Origin of the sequence: Curtobacterium sp. NPDC087082, from assembly GCF_044745045.1 — a bacterium.
Classification (GTDB): domain Bacteria; phylum Actinomycetota; class Actinomycetes; order Actinomycetales; family Microbacteriaceae; genus Curtobacterium.
This window is the reverse complement of sequence record NZ_JBIUZN010000002.1, coordinates 508623-526239: the sequence shown is the minus strand read 5'-3', so window position 1 is coordinate 526239 and position 17617 is coordinate 508623. Positions and strand designations below refer to the sequence as shown.

Annotated in this window: 16 protein-coding genes; 9 read left to right on the top strand and 7 right to left on the bottom strand. The window is 68.6% G+C overall.

The genetic code is table 11. The annotated features are described in order from the left end of the window. Positions 1 to 839: 839 nt before the first annotated feature. The 6 genes from ACIPEP_RS07925 to ACIPEP_RS07900 form a co-directional block, all read right to left on the bottom strand. Positions 840 to 1388 carry an ElyC/SanA/YdcF family protein gene (locus ACIPEP_RS07925; protein WP_402717070.1) on the bottom strand — a complete coding sequence of 183 codons (549 nt, stop codon included), beginning with the start codon at positions 1386 to 1388 and terminating at the stop codon, positions 840 to 842. A gap of 97 nt (positions 1389 to 1485) precedes the next feature. Next, positions 1486 to 2448, bottom strand: a complete 963-nt coding sequence (locus ACIPEP_RS07920) for a D-alanine--D-alanine ligase (protein WP_071294223.1) — start codon at positions 2446 to 2448, stop codon at positions 1486 to 1488. Positions 2449 to 2494: 46 nt separating this feature from the next. After that, on the bottom strand, positions 2495 to 3799 hold the full coding sequence (locus ACIPEP_RS07915) for a PLP-dependent aminotransferase family protein (RefSeq protein ID WP_071294222.1): 1305 nt from the start codon (positions 3797 to 3799) through the stop codon (positions 2495 to 2497). A gap of 168 nt (positions 3800 to 3967) precedes the next feature. Next, complete coding sequence (trxA, locus tag ACIPEP_RS07910; RefSeq protein WP_017887828.1) at positions 3968 to 4294, bottom strand: thioredoxin; 327 nt, start codon at positions 4292 to 4294, stop codon at positions 3968 to 3970. A gap of 63 nt (positions 4295 to 4357) precedes the next feature. Then, positions 4358 to 5356: a thioredoxin-disulfide reductase gene (gene trxB / locus ACIPEP_RS07905; RefSeq protein ID WP_070417477.1), complete on the bottom strand. Its 999-nt coding sequence runs from the start codon at positions 5354 to 5356 to the stop codon at positions 4358 to 4360. A 79-nt stretch (positions 5357 to 5435) separates the two neighbouring features. Then, positions 5436 to 9434 (bottom strand): DUF6049 family protein, encoded by a 3999-nt coding sequence (locus tag ACIPEP_RS07900; RefSeq protein ID WP_402716941.1) that lies wholly within the window; start codon positions 9432 to 9434, stop codon positions 5436 to 5438. Positions 9435 to 9558: 124 nt separating this feature from the next. Here ACIPEP_RS07900 and ACIPEP_RS07895 point away from each other — a divergent pair, with 124 nt between their 5' ends. The 7 genes from ACIPEP_RS07895 to ACIPEP_RS07865 all read left to right on the top strand — a co-directional run bounded on the left by ACIPEP_RS07895 (position 9559) and on the right by ACIPEP_RS07865 (position 15583). Further along, positions 9559 to 10995: a CCA tRNA nucleotidyltransferase gene (locus ACIPEP_RS07895; protein ID WP_402716940.1), complete on the top strand. Its 1437-nt coding sequence runs from the start codon at positions 9559 to 9561 to the stop codon at positions 10993 to 10995. Positions 10996 to 11154: 159 nt separating this feature from the next. Beyond that, a complete protein-coding gene (gene rpsF / locus ACIPEP_RS07890) occupies positions 11155 to 11532 on the top strand; it encodes a 30S ribosomal protein S6 (RefSeq protein ID WP_070417479.1) in 378 nt (125 codons plus the stop codon). Between the two features lie 3 nt (positions 11533 to 11535). Further along, a complete protein-coding gene (locus tag ACIPEP_RS07885; protein ID WP_070417480.1) occupies positions 11536 to 12105 on the top strand; it encodes a single-stranded DNA-binding protein in 570 nt (189 codons plus the stop codon). Between the two features lie 47 nt (positions 12106 to 12152). After that, complete coding sequence (gene rpsR / locus ACIPEP_RS07880) at positions 12153 to 12410, top strand: 30S ribosomal protein S18 (RefSeq protein WP_017887834.1); 258 nt, start codon at positions 12153 to 12155, stop codon at positions 12408 to 12410. Between the two features lie 14 nt (positions 12411 to 12424). Further along, positions 12425 to 12877 (top strand): 50S ribosomal protein L9, encoded by a 453-nt coding sequence (gene rplI / locus ACIPEP_RS07875; protein ID WP_069712629.1) that lies wholly within the window; start codon positions 12425 to 12427, stop codon positions 12875 to 12877. Between the two features lie 558 nt (positions 12878 to 13435). Further along, positions 13436 to 14803 (top strand): replicative DNA helicase, encoded by a 1368-nt coding sequence (dnaB, locus tag ACIPEP_RS07870; protein ID WP_070417481.1) that lies wholly within the window; start codon positions 13436 to 13438, stop codon positions 14801 to 14803. A gap of 336 nt (positions 14804 to 15139) precedes the next feature. Then, entirely contained in the window at positions 15140 to 15583 is a 444-nt protein-coding gene (locus ACIPEP_RS07865; RefSeq protein ID WP_261645874.1) for a barstar family protein, read from the top strand. Positions 15584 to 15640: 57 nt separating this feature from the next. Here ACIPEP_RS07865 and ACIPEP_RS07860 read toward each other — a convergent pair whose 3' ends face one another. After that, positions 15641 to 16036 (bottom strand): hypothetical protein, encoded by a 396-nt coding sequence (locus ACIPEP_RS07860; protein WP_402716939.1) that lies wholly within the window; start codon positions 16034 to 16036, stop codon positions 15641 to 15643. Between the two features lie 109 nt (positions 16037 to 16145). On the opposite strand from ACIPEP_RS07860, the gene ACIPEP_RS07855 reads away from it, so the two are divergent. After that, positions 16146 to 16682: a VOC family protein gene (locus ACIPEP_RS07855; protein ID WP_402716938.1), complete on the top strand. Its 537-nt coding sequence runs from the start codon at positions 16146 to 16148 to the stop codon at positions 16680 to 16682. After that, a complete protein-coding gene (locus ACIPEP_RS07850; protein WP_336696739.1) occupies positions 16675 to 17478 on the top strand; it encodes a MerR family transcriptional regulator in 804 nt (267 codons plus the stop codon). The genes ACIPEP_RS07855 and ACIPEP_RS07850 overlap by 8 nt, the downstream gene beginning before the upstream one ends. The last annotated feature ends 139 nt before the right edge of the window (positions 17479 to 17617 follow it).

Sequence of the window (17617 nt, the reverse complement as noted above, 5' to 3'; positions counted from 1 at the left end):
CGGCCGCCTGCCGGCTCGACGGCGTCGTCGGGTCCGTGGGTCTGACGGCGGGTCTACTGGGCCCTGAGTGAGCCTGCTGTGGCGTCTCGGGTACCCCGTTGTTCGGGCCCTGATCGTGCAGGCAGCGTTTTACGTGGAACATCGAGTCGAAGCGCCGAGGGTGGTTCGTGTCGTCCAGCAGACGCCATTCTGGCCGATCGCGGCGCCGTGCTTGCGCCCACCGGAGTCGTCAGACCGAGCGATCTCGCCCCTGCACGGAGCGGCCAGGCGTCGAAACCAGCGGCTCGCGTGTCCCCGCCGTGGCGGTCATCCGGGCCATGTACTCGCGGTGGGGCAGTCGAGCGGCTGCGGCGCGTCTCGAATCCGGTCTCGAGCCGAGCTGCACGTTCGCACGCGTATGGGTGGCGGAACATGGGGCGGGATGTCGGACGACCCGCACGATACGAGGAGGAGTTGGCCCCCGGGGTTCCTTCGCGGCAACGGCGCGATCCGTGATGGGCGGGGCGCTCGGGACGGGCCGCTCCCCCGTTCGTCGATGAGCTGCGAACGATCTCCTCGGCGCTTGGCATGGATCCCTCGGTCTGCGAGCCGCTGCGAAGAGCTCCTGCTCGAGTGCGATGAGATGGGCGCGGGCCAACTGATGGCTCCGTCGAGATCCTGCGTCACGGCCGCACGCAGGGATCCCGCACCCATCCCGGGATGCATGGAAGTGAGGGCTGTGGCTCCGGGCCGGCTCGCTCTGTGTGCGGCCCTCCGGCGGCGAGTGGGGGATCGCGGAGAGATCGAGGCCGATGTCTTGCGCGCGGGCTTGGGGGAATGTTCCACGTGGAACGGGTGGATCAGGCCGGAGGTTTCACGTGGAACACGGCACGAAGCTTCCACAGCCCCACGGCAGCGAACACGGGCTTCAGCAGGCTCATCTCTCCGAACCGGTAGTCATCGGCAGCAACGAGCCGCTCAACGAGCTCCGGTCGCTGACGCCTGAGGTAGATGCGCGCCTTCTCAGCGTGCAACCCGTTCGATGCGAAGGCGACCCATTCCGCCGACTCAATCCACGGGAATGCGTTCCGGACGTTCTCCCACGTCGAACGACTCTCCGACTCGATCGATACCGGGCCATCCCACCCGAGGGACTTCTCGATGTAGTCCCGCAGGAGCACTGCCTCCGCGACCGTCCCGCGCACAGCTCCCCCACTGCAGAGGATCTGAACGGAAGCGCCGGCCGCGCGAGCCGAGCGTGCTGTGCGGACAGCGATCCGAGCCCGCCACCGATTCACGACGTTGATGCGACGGCCCCGATTAGCGAACCCCGGGACGACGACGAGCCCAGTCGAGCCCCTGGTCGGTCGTGGAAGCCGTCCTGCCCGACGAGCGGCCCGCCAGTGCACGGCTTCGCCCACGGTCAGTGTCCCGAGGCCCACGGCCGCCAGGACGGCGGCGAGGGATGTTCCACGTGGAACGTGTCGGCATCCCACGATCGCAGCGTCAGGCCCGGTGGTCGCGGATCGCCTGCTCCGCGAGCTCGGCGTAGGTCCATCCCAGGTCGAAGCCCGACGCGGAGAGGGCCTGCGGCACGAGAGAGGTCTCGGTGAGCCCGGGGAGGACGTTCGCCTCGAGGAACCAGGGCGTCCCAGCGGCGTCCACGATGAGGTCAACGCGCGAGATGTGTCGCAGACCGAGGGCCTCGTGGGCTGCCACGGCGGCGGCGGACGCAGCAGCCGCGAACTCCTCGGACAGGCGGGCCGGCGTGTAGAAGGTGGTCTCGCCGGCGTTGTACCGAGCCTCGAACCCGTAGATGCCGTTGCGGGGGACGATCTCGACCGCGGAGAGCGCCACCGGACCGTCGCCGGTGTCGATGATGCCGACCGCGACCTCGGTCCCACGGATGAGCTGCTCGACCACGACGTCGTCGCAGTACGTGTACGCGGTGACCATCGCGCGCGGCAGGTCGTTCACGTCGTCGACGAGGGTGACGCCCTGGGCGCTGCCGCCTCGGGCCGGCTTGACGGCGAGTGGGACCGGGTGCTCGACAGCGATGCTCTCGAGGACGCCGACCGCGCCGAGCTCCCGGAAGACGTCGTGCGAGAGCGTGACCGAGCGCGGGGTCCGGACGCCCGCCCGCGCGACCAGCGCCGACGCGGTGGGCTTGTCCCATGCCAGCCGGGCCGACGTCGAACGTGAGCCGACGAACGGGATGTCCAGCGCCTCCAGGATGCCCCGCAGGGCGCCGTCCTCACCGGAGGCGCCGTGCAGAGCCGGCCACACGACGTCCGGGCGGCTCTCCCGCAGGGTCGGGAGCAACGATGCGTCTGCGTCGCGGAGGTCCACCTGCCAGCCGTACCCGGTCAGCGAGTCGGCCACCCGGCGTCCGGACCGCAGGGAGACGTCACGCTCGTGCGAGATCCCTCCGGCGACGACGACGACGTGACGGCGGGTGAGCTCGGCCATGCGGATGGACCTCCGGTACTGCGGGTGGAACGGTGAAAAGTGCTGATCAGGAGATGTTCGGCGGCGGAGCGCTCACCGACGATGCCGGTCGGACGACCGCGTTGGGCCGCGTCGCGGACCCGAAGGTCTCGACCAGCTCGAGCTCGTCGTTGACGACGTTCGCGAGCCGCTTCACGCCGACGCGGATCTGCTCCGGCGTCGGGTAGCAGAACGACAGGCGGATGTGCCCGCCGCCGCGTCCGTCGGCGTAGAAGGCCGTCCCCGGGGTGTAGGCGACGAGCTCCTTGACCGCCCGCGGCAGCATCCCCTTGGAGTCGAGCGACTCGGGCAGGGTCAGCCAGACGAAGAAGCCACCGTTCGGCTTCGTCCAGGACAGGTCCGGCAGGAACTCCCCCAGCGCGGACAGCATGGCGTCACGACGCTCGGCGTAGAGGCCCCGGAAGGTGTCGACCTGACCCTTCCAGTCCGCGGCGTCGAGGTAGGCGTTCACCACGTACTGGCCGAAGGAGTTCGGCGCGAGGACGGCCGACTCGTTGGCGAGGACGAGCTTCTCGCGGATGGCGTGGGGTGCGAGCGCCCAGCCGACGCGGAAGCCCGGCGCGAGCGTCTTGGAGAACGAGCCGAGGTAGACCACGCCCTCTTCGTCGATCGACCGGATCGCCTGCGGCGCCGGCTCGTCGAACCAGAGGAGGCCGTAGGGGTTGTCCTCGAGCACGAGGATGTTGTTCGACCGGCAGATGTCGAGGATCTCGATGCGACGCTCACGGCTGAGGGTCACACCGGCGGGGTTGTGGAAGTTCGGGATCGTGTAGAGGAACTTGATCCGCTTGCCCTGGGTCCGCAGGTTCGCGATCGCTTCGCGCAGCGCTTCGGGGACGAGACCGTTCTCGTCGGTGGTGACGTGCACGGTCTCGGCCTGGTACGACCGGAAGACCCCGATCGCGCCGACGTAGGACGGCGATTCGGCGAGCACGACGTCACCCGGGTCGATGAAGAGCCGGGTGACGAGGTCCAGCGCGTGCTGCGACCCGGTGGTAACGACGACGTCCTCGGCGCTGGCACGGATGCCCTCGAGGCTCATCACGTCGACGATGTGCTCGCGCAGGGACCGCAGGCCCTGTCCTCCGCCGTACTGGAGCGCCATGGCGGCGTCCTCGGCCATCACACGGTCGAGGGAGCCCGTGACGAGCTCACGCGGCAGCGCGGAGACGTACGGCATGCCGCCGGCGAGCGAGACCACCTCGGGCCGCGACGCGACGGCGAACAGGGCTCGGACCTCGGAGGCGCTCAGCCCGGCGGTGCGCTGGGCGTAGGAGTCGTACCAGGGGTCGAGGCTGTTGCCGTTCGTCATCTTGGCTCCGTTCCAGCGGGACCTGCCCGCCACTCACATTCCCGCCACACTACGACATCGACCCCGGAAACCCGGGCCCCGCGACGGGGCCGATCCTGAACCAGTGGCCCGGAAACGCGAGCGGCCCCGCACCCGGTGGGGTGCGGGGCCGCTCGGTGGGGCAGGTGCCTACGCGAGGAACTCTGCGAGGTCGGCCTCGAGCGCCGGCTTCGGCTTCGCGCCGATGACGGTCTTGACGACCTCGCCGCCCTTGAAGACCTTCATCGCCGGGATCGACGTGATCTGGTAGTTCATGGCCGACTGGGGGTTGTCGTCCACGTTGAGCTTCACGATCTCGATCTTGCCGGCGTGCTCTTCGGCGATCTGGTCGAGGATCGGCGAGACCGCGCGACACGGGCCGCACCACTCGGCCCAGAAGTCGACGAGGATCGTCTTGTCGGACTTGAGGACCTCGTCCGAGAAGGTGGCGTCGGTGACTGCCTTGGCGTTGGACATGTGTGCTCCTTCGAGAAGTCGATCAGTGGGTGCAACGCCCGGGGCACTGCGGTATTCCGTGGATCAGGCGTGGGCGGCTTCGACGTCGACCGTGACGGGCGACTCCGGGGTCACGCCCTCGGCGGGGCCGGTCAGCGCGTCGTCGAGTTCGGCGAGGTACTTCTCCGCGTCGAGCGCCGCGACGGTGCCGGAGCCGGCAGCCGTGATGGCCTGGCGGTAGGTCGGGTCGATGACGTCACCGGCGGCGAACACGCCGGGCAGGTTCGTCTTCGAGGAGCGACCCTGGACCGCGATCGTGCCCTCGGGGGCGATGTCGATCTGCCCGTGGATCAGGTGCGTGCGCGGGTCGTTGCCGATCGCGATGAAGAGGCCGTCGAGGGCCAGCTCGCTCTCGGTGCCGTCCACCGTGTCGCGCAGCGTGACGCCGGTCACCGCGGAGTCACCCGTGATGCCGGTGACCTCCTTGTTCCACGCGAACTCGATCTTCGGGTCGTTCATCGCCCGGTCCTGCATGATCTTCGACGCGCGCAGGGTGTCCTTGCGGTGGATGACTGTCACCTTGTCGGCGAAGCGGGTGAGGAATGTCGCCTCTTCCATCGCGGAGTCGCCACCGCCGACGACGGCGATGTTCTTCTGGCGGAAGAAGAAGCCGTCGCAGGTCGCGCACCAGCTGACGCCGTGGCCGGACAGCCGCTCTTCGTCGGCGAGGCCGAGGTGGCGGTACGCCGAACCGGTCGCGTAGATGACCGCGAGGGCCTCGTACGTCTCCCCGGAGCCGACCGTGACCTTCTTGACGTCACCGGTGAGGTCGACCGACACGGCGTCGTCGTACAGGACCTCGGCGCCGAACTTCTCGGCCTGTTCCTGCATCTTGATCATGAGGTCCGGGCCCTGGATCCCCTCGGGGAAGCCCGGGAAGTTCTCGACCTCGGTCGTCTTCGTGAGCTCGCCGCCGGTCTCGACGCTGGAGGCGACGATCAGGGGCTTGAGCTCCGCGCGTGCCGCGTAGATGCCGGCGGTGAACCCGGCCGGGCCGGAACCGATGATGATGAGCTGGCGCATGCCTCGCTGCCCTTCCGTAGATAGCTGACCGGGTCAACACATGTTACCGGCGTGGCATTCCGCATCACCCGGGAGCGCGTCAGCGACCGAGCCGCTTCCGCAGGATGTCGACGGCGCCCCTGATCTCGCCGTTCTTCGCGACGACGAGCGCCCCGAAGTAGACGAGCACCATCACGGCGCCGGTGAGGGCGATGGTGATCAGTGCGCCGGAGACGTCGGACATCGCGAACCCGTCGGCCGAGAAGCCGCCGAAGAAGTTGACGACGACGAGCCCCACGACGCCGGAGATGAGCGCGGCGATGACGAACTGCACGTGCGACCGGGTGACGATCGGCCCCTCGATGCCGTTCAGACGCTTGCGGACGAGGACGAGCGCGATGATCGTCTGTACGGTCCCCGCGACGGTCGTGCACACCGCGATCGAGACGCCGATCACGTTGCCGGGGAAGGTCGCGACGGCGAGGGCGCCGATGACGAAGAGCACCGACTGGACGCACTGCATCAGGAACGGCGTCCGGTGGTCGTGCAGGGCCCAGAACACTCGCTGGATGATGAAGAGCATGCTGAACAGCACGAGACCCGGCATGTAGGCCCACAGGACCTCGGCCATCGCCTGGGTGTGGTCGAACCGGTTCTCCCAGATCCGGGCGAACGGCATCGCGAGCACGATGAGCGCGACGCTCGCGAACACGGTGAACAGGCCGACGATCCGCAGCGAGAGCGAGAGGTTCCGGCGGACTGCTCCGAGGTCGCCGCGTTCGGCGTCGTGGCTCATCCGCGTGAAGTACGCCGTCGCGATGGAGACCGCGATGATCGAGTGCGGGAGCATGAACAGCAGCCACGTCGTGCCGAGGGTGGCGATGCCGGCGCCCCCGGCGAGCGATGCGACGCGGGACTGCACGATGCCGGCGAGCTGCGTCACGAGGATCATCGCGAAGAGCCACCCGGCGGCCGTCCCGGTGGAGCGCAGCCCGACCCCGCGCCAGCGGAAGTCCGGTCGGAAGGTCAGTCCGGCACGCCGCCAGAAGAACGGCAGGAAGGCGGCCTGCGCGAACACGCCCAGCGACGCGCTGCCGGCGAGGACGGCGATCTTGATCGCCGTCCACCCCTCGGTGGAGGAGTTGACGTCGCGACCGCCGAACAGCGCGATGAAGACGATCAGTCCAGCGATGGCGATGACGTTGTTGAGCAGCGGCGCCCAGGTGAAGGGCCCGAACACCTGCTTCGCGTTGAGGACCTCGCCGAGGAGCGAGTACATCGCGTAGAAGAGGATCTGCGGCAGGCACCAGAACGCGAAGGCGACGGCCAGGTCCGTCTGCGCGTCGGTGAAGCCCTTGCTGTCGCCGGACGCCTGCTGGCTGTACACGGAGACGAGGAACGGTGCGAGGAGCGTCGCGACGATCGCGATGACGATGAACACCGACGCGCCGAGCGTCACGATCTTGTTGACGTAGGCCACGCCGCCGTCGGTGTGCTGCTTCATCGAGCGGACGATCTGCGGGATGAGCACGGCGGACAGCAGGCCGCCGGCGATGAGCGCGTAGATGTTGTTCGGCAGCTGGTTCGAGATGCCGAAGGCGTTCGCGGCGTCGGAGCCGGTGTTGCCGATCGCGAAGGCGAGGACGAAGGTCTTCGCGAAGCCCAGGATGCGCGACAGCATCGTGCCGGCGGCGAGCATCGCGCTGGCACGGCCGAGACTGCGCTCGGCGGCCGGCTCCGCGTCGACGGACGGCTCGGGCTGGGTGGCGCTGATGGTCGGCTCCTCGGGGTCGGCTGTCGGTGCGTCGCGCACCGCGGTGTCGGACTGGAGGAACGGTGCCCGCCCGTCGTGCGGCGATGCGGCGGGCACGGGGTCCCCACCGACCACCGGCTGGACCTCGAGCAGCCGGTTCGGGTCCTCGTCGTCGTCCTCGTCCACGTCGCCGTTCCGGCGACGGCGACGCTTCCGGATGCTCCGGAAGATGCCGAACCCGAAGATCGCGACGAGCGCCACCGCCGCGGCCGCGGTGATCACGGTCTCCCACTGCGCCTGGACGTTCAGCTCCACGGTGGCCGGGGTCGCGATCTTCACCCCGGTCGGACTCGTGAGGGAGAGGGTCAGGTTGACCTTGCCGTTCGCGACCGACTGGACCGGCACCGTCGTGCGGGTGGAGGAGTCCGGCTGGATCTTCACCTCGATGTCGTTCCGCACCACCCGCAGCGCGGAGTTGGACGGCTGCACGGACAACAGCACCGTGACCGGGAAGTCGGAGCGGTTCCGGATGGAGATCGGCAGCGAGGACCGGTCGCCGAGCAGGGTGAGGCTGCTCGAGTCGGGGATGCTGATCTGCGAGGTCTTGCCCGCCCAGTTCGCGACCTGGGCGTCCACGGCGGTCGCGAGGCCGTCCGTGTCGGTGCGCCAGGCGTTCGAGGCCAGGGCGAGCAGCCGGAGTCGAGCGGGCGCGGTCAGGTCGGTCGGGGTGTCCAGCGCGGACGCGAACCCGGCGAGGTCCTGCTCGCCGTCCACCAGCCGCTGCAGCTGGTCGATGCGGGCGTCGCCGTTCGTCCCGGCGGACAGCGTGAGGGAGCCGGCCGTCGCGGAGGCCGCGGTGGAGAGGTCCGCCGGGGCGACCCAGGCGGTGTCCTCGAGCGCGTCGAGGGCCTGGCTCAGCCGCGCGGAGTTCGTCGGCCAGTCGCGACCGAGGGTCAGCAGGATCGGTGCCTCGGCCGTGCCCGCCCGGGCGGAGGTGGCGAGCGTCGCGGTGAGCTCGGACATGGCCGTCGACCACTCCTGCTGGCTCGACGCGGTCGCCGCGGTGCGGAGCAGGGCGGACATCGACTGGTCGGACACGAGGACGTGCTGCCCGGCGATCTGCTCGGACGCGGCGATCGTCGTGTCCGCGCCGGCCGACGTGTTGCCGCTCGACACGATCGTCGTCTTCGAGCCGGCCTTCGCGAGCGCCGGCAGGTCCGCCGCTGTGACGGTGCCGTCCGACGGCCAGGCGATCCCGTCCATCGAGTAGGGGAAGTCGAGCAGGGAATCGGTGGTGGGCAGCGTCGCGGGTGCCTCGTCGTCCGTCCCGGGGTCGGCGGTGGCGTCGTCGGTCGGTGACGTCGAGGCGGAGGGGTCGGCCGTCGGGCTCTGCGGATCCGACGTCGGGGTCGGGGTGGACGCGCCGGGGAAGTTCTGCTGCTTGATCTCCTGGTCGAGGGAGATCGGCGAGAGGACCCCGTCGGCTCCCGCTTGCCGGAGGCCGGTGACGTCGGCGTCGGCGTACGGGAGCGCGAAGGTCTCGTTCCGGAGCGACTCGAGCCGGTCCAGCCACGCGGTCGCCGACGACGGTGCGTTCTCACCGAGGATCCGGATGGACGCGATGATCCGCGGGTCGATCGCGACGGCGACGTTGTGGTCCTCGGCCGCGTCGAGCTGCTGCGTGAGCGTGCCGTCGACGGCGGTCGCTGAGGCCAGGACGCCGGCCGTCAGGACGCCCTGGTTCGTCGCCGGGACGGTGATGGGCATCGCGACCGAGACGCTCACCGGCGTCTGGTCCGTCTCGGGGTACCAGGTGATCGCGGACCGCGCCACGGCGTAGGTGTCACCGGCCGTGTACTCGGCGGCGATGCGTCGGGCACCGAACGACGAGTACCCGCCGAGGGCGACGTTGCCCGAGACGATCTTCACCGAGCCGAGCGTGACGGATCGGTGTGCCGGGACCGCCGGGACGTCCACGGAGTCCATCGGGGCGCCGAGGTAACCGGTCGTGCTGGTGTCGGCGAGCCAGTCGGAGAGGACGTCGCGCGTGCTCACGGAGCGGAAGATGTCGAGCTCCGCGGTGCCGGCGGGGACGTCCGCGTCGGTGTCGTTCGTGACCGTGACGGAGAGCTCGAGGTCCTCGTCGCGCTGGACGATCCCGCGGTTCGCCGGCGCGATCGTGATCGTCGTCCGGCCCTGCTCGGCCGCAGCGGGGTGTGCGGCGTGCGTCGTGGTCGTGGAGGCCGTCGTGGCGAGTGCACCGTCGGCCGCAGCGGGCGCGACGACGAGGCCGAGCGCGACGAGGGCCGACGCGGCGGCGGCGAGCGTGGTGCGGAAGATCTGCATGCGGGAGGGGCCACGGGGTCGGTTCGGGCCGTCCACGAGTGTATGAGGCCCGACCATGAACGCTCCCGTGCGCGCGCACGTTGTGGAGAACTCAGGCCTGCGATCTGGGAGGATGAGGACCGTCATGCAGTCCGTTGCCCAGGCCGTCGAGCGACTCGACGCACTCGCCGCCACCGAGCCCGTCGCCATCCTCGCTCGGGCCTTCGCCGACGCCGGACACGAACTGGCCCTCGTCGGTGGGCCCGTCCGCGACGCCTTCCTCGGGCGTGCGGTCACCGACCTCGACTTCACCACCGACGCCCGTCCGGACGACATCCTGCGGATCGTCGGACCGATCGCGAGCAACACCTGGGACGTCGGTCGGCAGTTCGGCACCATCGCCGCGCGGGTGGCCGGCGAGCAGGTCGAGATCACCACCTACCGCAGCGACGTCTACGACGGCGAGACCCGCAAGCCCGAGGTCGCGTTCGGCGACACCATCGAGGACGACCTGCTCCGCCGCGACTTCACCGTCAACGCGATGGCGCTCCGGTTGCCCGCACGGGAACTCGTCGACGTGCACGGCGGCGTCGAGGACCTCCTCGCCGAGCGCCTGCACACGCCCCAGGCCGCCCGGGTCTCCTTCCGCGACGACCCCCTGCGGATGATGCGCGCCGCCCGGTTCACCGCGCAGCTCGGCTTCACGGTCTCGGACGAGGTGCGCGAGGCCATGACGGACCTGGTCGACTCGATCGACATCGTCTCCGCCGAGCGGGTCCGCGACGAACTGGTCAAGCTCCTGAACACGGACGAACCGGTGGACGGCGTGCGTCTGCTCGTCGACACCGGGCTGGCCGAGCGGTTCCTCCCCGAACTGCCGGCGATGCGGCTCGAGATCGACGAGCACCACCACCACAAGGACGTCTACGAGCACTCCCTCACGGTCCTGACGCAGGCGATCGGCTACGAGGCCGAGCGGCACCCCGGCGAGGCCCCCGACACGGTGCTCCGGCTCGCCGCGCTCCTGCACGACATCGGGAAGCCCACGACCCGCAAGCTCGAGCCCGGCGGCGCCGTGAGCTTCCACCACCACGACCTCGTCGGCTCGAAGCTCGCGAAGAAGCGGCTCCGTGCCCTGCGCTTCGACAACGACACCATCGCCGCCGTCAGCCGCCTGATCGAGCTGCACCTCCGCTTCTTCGGCTACACGGACGGCGCGTGGACCGACTCCGCCGTCCGTCGCTACGTCCGGGACGCCGGCGACCAGCTCGAACGCCTGCACGAGCTCACCCGCTCCGACGTCACCACCCGGAACCGCCGCAAGGCCGACCGGCTCGCCTTCGCCTACGACGACCTCGAGGACCGGATCCGGGAACTCTCCGAGCAGGAGAAGCTCGACTCGATCCGGCCGGACCTCTCCGGCGACGACATCATGCGCATCCTCGACATCCCGCCGGGGCGTGCCGTGGGCGAGGCCTACCGCTTCCTCCTCGAGGTGCGGATGGACGAGGGCCCCCTCGGCCCCGACGATGCCGAAGCGCGCCTGCGCGACTGGTGGGCCGCCCGCGACGCGACCGCCTGACGGACGCGATCGGTTCTGCACAGCCGGTGGCGCGCCTCCAGGCCGTCCGCTAAGCTTGCCGGGTTGTCCGCACGCACTCTGCGTGGCGGGACACATGCATCAACCCTCCTGCCCCGAGAACTGCTCGGGGCCGCTGAGACCAGAGGAGGTGGGTTCCGCATGCACCAGTACGAACTGATGGCGATCCTCGACCCCGAGATCGACGAGCGCACCGTCGCTCCCAGCCTGGACAAGTTCCTCGCTGTGATCCGCAACGACGGTGGCACCGTCGACAACGTGGACGTCTGGGGCCGTCGTCGTCTCGCCTACGAGATCGCGAAGAAGTCCGAGGGCATCTACGCCGTCGTGGACTTCACGTCCACCCCCGAGGCCGCCAAGGAGCTGGACCGTCAGCTCGGCCTCTCCGAGGCCGTGCTCCGCACGAAGGTCCTCCGCGCCGAAGAGGGCATCGCGCAGGTCGCCGCCCAGAAGCAGCGCGACGAGGCCCGCGCGGCCCGCAAGGCCGCCAACGCAACCGCGACCGCGAGCGCCGAGTAACCCGTGGCCGGCGAAACCGTCATCACGGTGGTGGGCAACCTCACCGCGGACCCGGAGCTGCGGTACACGCAGAACGGGCTCGCCGTGGCGAACTTCACCATCGCGTCGACTCCTCGCACGTTCGACCGTCAGGCGAACGAGTGGAAGGACGGCGACGCGCTGTTCCTCCGTGCGAGCGTCTGGCGCGAGTTCGCCGAGCACGTGGCGGGCTCGCTGACGAAGGGCTCGCGCGTCATCGCGCAGGGTCGTCTCCGTCAGCGCTCGTACCAGGACCGTGAGGGCCAGCAGCGCACGAGCATCGAGCTCGAGGTCGACGAGATCGGCCCGTCGCTCCGCTACGCGACCGCGCAGATCACCCGTGCTGCGGGTGGCTCCGGCGGCGGTCGTGGCCAGGTCGGTGGCGGCAACGCCCCGGCGGGCAACGGCGGCAACGGCGGCGGCTGGAACAACAACGGCGGCGGTCAGTCGGACGCGCCCTGGTCCCCCCAGGGTGGCCAGCAGGGCGGCAACGCACAGTCGAACGACGTGTGGAGCACCCCGGGCGGCACGTACGACGACGAGACCCCGTTCTGATCCTCCGCGGTTCAACGGACACAACTTCCACTTCTTAAGGACAAACAATGGCTGGAAAGAGCACCGGCGATCGCCGGAAGCCTCGCGGTAAGGGCGGCAAGAACGCCGCTCCCGCGAAGTCGATCAAGGTCGGCGTCATCGACTACAAGGACGTCGCGACCCTTCGCAAGTTCATCTCGGAGCGTGGCAAGATCCGCGCCCGTCGCATCACCGGCGTCTCCGTCCAGGAGCAGCGCCTCATCGCCCGTGCCGTGAAGAACGCCCGTGAGATGGCGCTCCTCCCCTACGCCGGCTCCGGCCGCTGATCGGAGGTCGACACATGTCGAAGCTCATCCTCACCCACGAGGTCTCCGGCCTCGGTTCCGCCGGTGACGTCGTCGACGTCAAGAACGGCTACGCCCGCAACTACCTGATCCCGCAGGGCTTCGCTGTCGCGTGGTCCAAGGGCGGCGAGAAGCAGGTCGAGTCGATCCGTGCGGCACGTGCCGCTCGCGAGCTCGCCACCATCGAAGAGGCACAGGACCTCAAGATGAAGCTCGAGAACGCGACCATCAAGCTGACCGTCAAGGCCGGCAAGGACGGTCGTCTGTTCGGCTCCGTCCGTCCGGGCGACGTCGCTGACGCCGTCCAGGCGCAGGGCGTCGGCTCGCTCGACAAGCGCAAGGTCGAGGTCCCCGCGACCATCAAGACCGTCGGTGACCACGAGGCCACCGTGCGTCTGCGCGAGGACATCACTGCCGTGATCTCGCTCCAGGTCGTCGCCGCCAAGTAACACTGGCTGCGGTCTTCCGCTCACGACGGGCGGGTCTCCTCCGGGAGGCCCGCCCGTCGTCGCGTTCCGGGGTCGTCGGTGGCGGTTCCGACCCAGGAGGCGCGGCTCGTCCCGCGCTGACCGGTTACTTCTCAGACAGGGTCGCGCTTGCTGGGAACGGCTTGGGAAAGTTGTCTTCAGGTTTCCGTTTGTCAACTGTTTTTACACAGGCGAAACGGTCGGATCGGCAACCTTCAACGCATACTTGAACCCCACTTCTCCACACATGGTGTGGAACACGAAACCCCAGGTCAAGCGCTCGAAAGTGTGTTCCCCAGCATATTTGTCCACACCCCTGTCCACAGTTGTCCACACAGCATCCCGGCGTGTTCCGCAGGCTCTCCACAGAGTTATCCACAGGGCCGTTTGCTGGGGATAACTCTGTCCCCGTAGCTTGGCCCAGCGACTCGGCGATGTCGGTCGCCCGGGGTAGAACAGGGACGGTCGGTTCGTCACGGCCGCCGTCGGCGGACCCGTCGCAGCCACTGGACGAGCCGTCACTGAACAAGAGGAGCAAGTGTGTCGATCGCGCATCTCGAACCCGCGCCGCAGGACTACGCGGATCGTGGTGGCGCGGAACGCACTCCCCCGCACGACATGCTCGCCGAGCAGTCGACGATCGGCGGCATGCTCCTGTCGAAGGACGCCGTGGCCGACGTCATCGAGACCGCCCGTGGCGTGGACTTCTACATCCCCAAGCACGAGGTCATCTTCGACGCTATCCTGTCGCTCTACTCGCACGGTGAGCCGACCGACGTCATCGCCGTCACCGACGAGCTGACGAAGACGGGTCTGCTGTCCCGCGCCGGCGGCGCCGAGTACCTGCACAGCGTCACGAGCATGGTGCCCACCGCGGCGAACGCCGGGTACTACGCGGCGATCGTGGCGGAGAAGGCCGTCCTGCGCCGCCTGGTCGACGCGGGCACCCGCATCGTGCAGATGGGCTACGCGTCCGAGGGTGAGGTCACCGACCTCGTCAACAGCGCCCAGGCCGAGGTCTACAACGTCGCCGGTGGTGTCCAGACCGAGGACTACGTCCCCCTCACCGACGCCATCTCCGCCGCCCTCGACGAGATCGAGGCCGCGAAGGGGCGCGACGGGCAGATGACCGGTGTCCCGACCGGCTTCGCCCAGCTCGACGGCCTCACCAACGGCTTCCACCCCGGCCAGCTCATCATCATCGCCGCCCGCCCGGCCCTCGGGAAGTCGACGCTCGCGCTCGACCTCTGCCGCGCGGCCGCCATCAAGCACAACGAGACCGCCGCCTTCTTCTCGCTCGAGATGGGTCGCGCCGAGATCGCGATGCGTCTGCTCTCCGCCGAGTCCAGCGTGCCGCTGCAGAACATGCGCAAGGGCACCGTCGACTCCCGCGACTGGACGACCATCGCGCAGACCCGTGGGCGGATCAACGACGCCCCGTTCTTCATCGACGACTCCCCCAACATGACGCTCGTCGAGATCCGGGCGAAGTGCCGGCGCCTCAAGCAGCAGCACAACCTCCGCATGGTCGTCATCGACTACCTGCAGCTCATGACCTCCGGCAAGAAGGTCGAGTCCCGCCAGCAAGAGGTCTCCGAGTTCTCGCGTGCACTGAAGCTCATGGCGAAGGAGCTCCAGGTCCCCGTCGTCGCACTGTCGCAGCTGAACCGTGGTCCCGAGCAGCGTGCCGACAAGAAGCCCCAGATCTCCGACCTGCGTGAGTCTGGGTCGATCGAGCAGGACGCCGACATGGTCATCCTGCTGCACCGTGAGTCGGCGTACGAGAAGGACAACCCGCGGCAGGGTGAGGCGGACCTCATCGTGGCGAAGCACCGCAACGGGCCGACGGACACGATCACGGTGGCGTTCCACGGGATGTTCTCGAGGTTCGTGGACATGCCGCAGTAGGCGGTTGTTGTCGTTCGCCAGCTAACTTGTCCGGCTGCGAGTCAACGTGTCTGAAACACGGATATCGACCAGGAGTCGGCTCAGTGTTCGTGCGTCGTGAGGCGGCCGTATGGCGTGCGTGAACTGAGATAGTCCGCGGACCACCTATGTGCGACGGGTTCGCGCCGGAGTAGCGCCGTAGGAGTCCGAGGCCGTCCACAAGCACCCGGGGTCCACTGGAGGACCGACTATCGGACGGCCATCAGGATCCCTATCAGAGACGCTGATGGGTAGCGACGGCTCTTGCGAGATCGGTCGCGGCCGTACTCTGACCTCCTCGCGTACTACGGTTCGAACGTGCCCGCGTTCTCCACCGACGACATCCTCGGCAACAGGCTGGACTTTGAGATTGCCCGCGACGGATTCGTCCGCAGGCTGCGAGACGATGCTGCGTTGCGCAATGCCGAGACGTGGCTTCGGCGCGAGGGCTATCGGGTCATCGAGCTGGACGCCGGGGCTTGGCAAGAAGGCAAGCAGATGCACATCGCCTTCGCGACGGCCCTTCAGTTCCCCAGCCACTTCGGGAAGAACCTGGACGCGCTCAACGACTGCATGTCAGACGTAGCCGAGGCGGACTACGGGTGGGATGCGACCGAGACAGGCCTCGTCCTGATCCTCTCCGGCTTCGAGCGTTTCACTCAGCGACTCCCACGGATAGCCGACGATGTGCAGCACATTCTGAGGAGGCAGGGACGCTACGCAGCACTCTTCGGGAACCGGCTCCTCACGATCTTGTCCTGAAGAGGATCCGCTGCCGGGCTGGTCGGGCGATGCAATTCGATCCGAGTGACTGTTGTTCTAGTCGGTGGCTTTGCTGGCGGCGATGGCGGTGAAGACGCTGACGATCAAGAAGGCGATCGCGACCAGGATCGCAACGATGCCTTGTGCGTTGCCGTTGAGCAGGACTGCTCCGCCCAACCAACCGAGCCCTACAGCGACCACGGCGACGGCGGCTGCCCAGACAGCAACGGCGATGTTGCCGTGTGCCTGGTGACGGAGACGGGTCGCGTTTCGAATGTTCGCGATGGTCGAGATGACGGCGCTGATGGTGAGGATGAGGAACGCCACGATGACCACGTCGGAGGCGCGCGTGGCGAGCTCGAAGTACGCCAGGAACACGGCAATAACCGCCGCACCGATCAGCGGGCGGATCGGATGCGTCGGTGTTGTGGTCTGAGCGTCGGTGGCGGCCATCGGGGTTCCTTTGTCGGCGATAGGTGTGTGGAAATGCTACGGGCCAACAGGTTGGTCTCAGAGTTCCCCGATTTGACCCTCACGCCGCGTGAGGGCAGAACGTGGACCCATGAGCAGCTACTACAACGCCTTTGAGATGAGCCCGGTCCCCGCCCCCGGCCCTGACGTGGTCGTGCCTGAGCCATTCCACGGGATCTACGGGATGCCGTCGTTCGTGACGGTCCCGACAACCGACCTGGCCGCTTCCGTCGACTTCTGGACCCGCGGCCTGGGCTTCTTCGACCTGTTCAGCGTGCCGGGCAAGCTCGTGCACCTGCGCCGGTGGGCCTTTCAGGACGTCCTGCTGGTCCCAACCGCGTCCGCTCCGGATCAGGCGCCGGCGGTGAGCTTCAGCTTCGCGTGCGTCCTGAACCAGATCGACGCCCTCGTCGCCGCGTGCCGAGCCCACGAGGCGGGCGTGGTGAGCGAGCCGCGGGACACTCCCTGGGGCACCCGCGATGTCGAGGTGATCACGCCGGAGAGGGTGCGAGTGGTCTTCACTGCCGCGAAACCCTTCGAGCCGGCCAGCCAGACCGCCAAAAACCTCGAAGCGATCGGTATCACCGCACCTGGCGCCGACGGCGAGAAGAATGGAGCGCATGCCTGATGACAGCGACGCCGTGGACCTGACTGTTGGTCAGGCCGCGGCGCGCCTGCGCGTGACGGTCCGGACGTTGCATCACTGGGACGAGATCGCCCTTGCGAGGCCGTCGTCACGGTCAGCTGCCGGGTACCGGCTCTATGCCGAAGGCGACCTCGAGCGGCTGCGGCGCATCGTCGTCTACCGCGAGCTGGGGCTCGACCTGGAAGCCATTCGGAGCGTTCTCGACGATCCGAGTGCGGCTGTTGTCATTGCGCTGCGCGCCCAGCAGTCCCAGCTTGCGGCGCGGATCGAGCATCTCAGCGCGCTGGGCGATGACCTGGCCCGGATGGCCGACGCCCACGAGCACGGGCTGCTCATGACCGCTGAGGAGCAGACCGCGACGTTCGGGCCTGGATGGAATCCGCAGTGGCCGGCTGAGGCACGGCAACTCTACGGCGATACGCCGGAGTGGCGGCACTACGCCGAACGCTCCGCGTCACGAACCGTGGACGACTGGCAGGCCGTCGCCGATGCGTCGGCGGCGTTTGATCAGGCCCTTGCCGACGCAATGGATGCTGGTGTCGAACCCGGCAGCCCGACCGCGGACGCTCTCGTTGAACAGCACCGCGAGGTGTTCTCCGCCTACTTCCCGATTACCCGGCAGATGCAGGTCGTCCTCGGCCGCGTGTACGAAGCCGATCCCGCGTACGCCGCACACTACGACGGCGTCCGAACCGGCCTCGCCTCGTGGTTGCGTCGCATCATCGACGCCGGCGCACGCGCCCGCGGCATCGACCCCGACACCGCCACCTGGCATTAGGAGTCGCAGCTCACGGTGGCGCGCGTAGCAGCCGACGTCAACGTGGGAGCGAACGCTACCCTGAGCCACCGTCTCGATGATCGATCGCTCAGCGAGCGACTAGAGGCTGATGAACTCCGTCGCCCACGCGACGATCACG

Excerpts from the sequence above, each read along its gene's own strand:
- ACIPEP_RS07920 (WP_071294223.1), bottom strand. The coding sequence starts at position 2,448 with ATGGCCGAGCTCACCCGCCGTCACGTCGTCGTCGTCGCCGGAGGGATC.
- ACIPEP_RS07915 (WP_071294222.1), bottom strand. The coding sequence starts at position 3,799 with ATGACGAACGGCAACAGCCTCGACCCCTGGTACGACTCCTACGCCCAG.
- trxA (WP_017887828.1), bottom strand. The coding sequence starts at position 4,294 with ATGTCCAACGCCAAGGCAGTCACCGACGCCACCTTCTCGGACGAGGTC.
- trxB (WP_070417477.1), bottom strand. The coding sequence starts at position 5,356 with ATGCGCCAGCTCATCATCATCGGTTCCGGCCCGGCCGGGTTCACCGCC.
- ACIPEP_RS07900 (WP_402716941.1), bottom strand. The coding sequence starts at position 9,434 with ATGCAGATCTTCCGCACCACGCTCGCCGCCGCCGCGTCGGCCCTCGTC.
- ACIPEP_RS07895 (WP_402716940.1), top strand. The coding sequence starts at position 9,559 with ATGCAGTCCGTTGCCCAGGCCGTCGAGCGACTCGACGCACTCGCCGCC.
- rpsF (WP_070417479.1), top strand. The coding sequence starts at position 11,155 with ATGCACCAGTACGAACTGATGGCGATCCTCGACCCCGAGATCGACGAG.
- rpsR (WP_017887834.1), top strand. The coding sequence starts at position 12,153 with ATGGCTGGAAAGAGCACCGGCGATCGCCGGAAGCCTCGCGGTAAGGGC.
- rplI (WP_069712629.1), top strand. The coding sequence starts at position 12,425 with ATGTCGAAGCTCATCCTCACCCACGAGGTCTCCGGCCTCGGTTCCGCC.
- ACIPEP_RS07860 (WP_402716939.1), bottom strand. The coding sequence starts at position 16,036 with ATGGCCGCCACCGACGCTCAGACCACAACACCGACGCATCCGATCCGC.
- ACIPEP_RS07855 (WP_402716938.1), top strand. The coding sequence starts at position 16,146 with ATGAGCAGCTACTACAACGCCTTTGAGATGAGCCCGGTCCCCGCCCCC.
- ACIPEP_RS07850 (WP_336696739.1), top strand. The coding sequence starts at position 16,675 with ATGCCTGATGACAGCGACGCCGTGGACCTGACTGTTGGTCAGGCCGCG.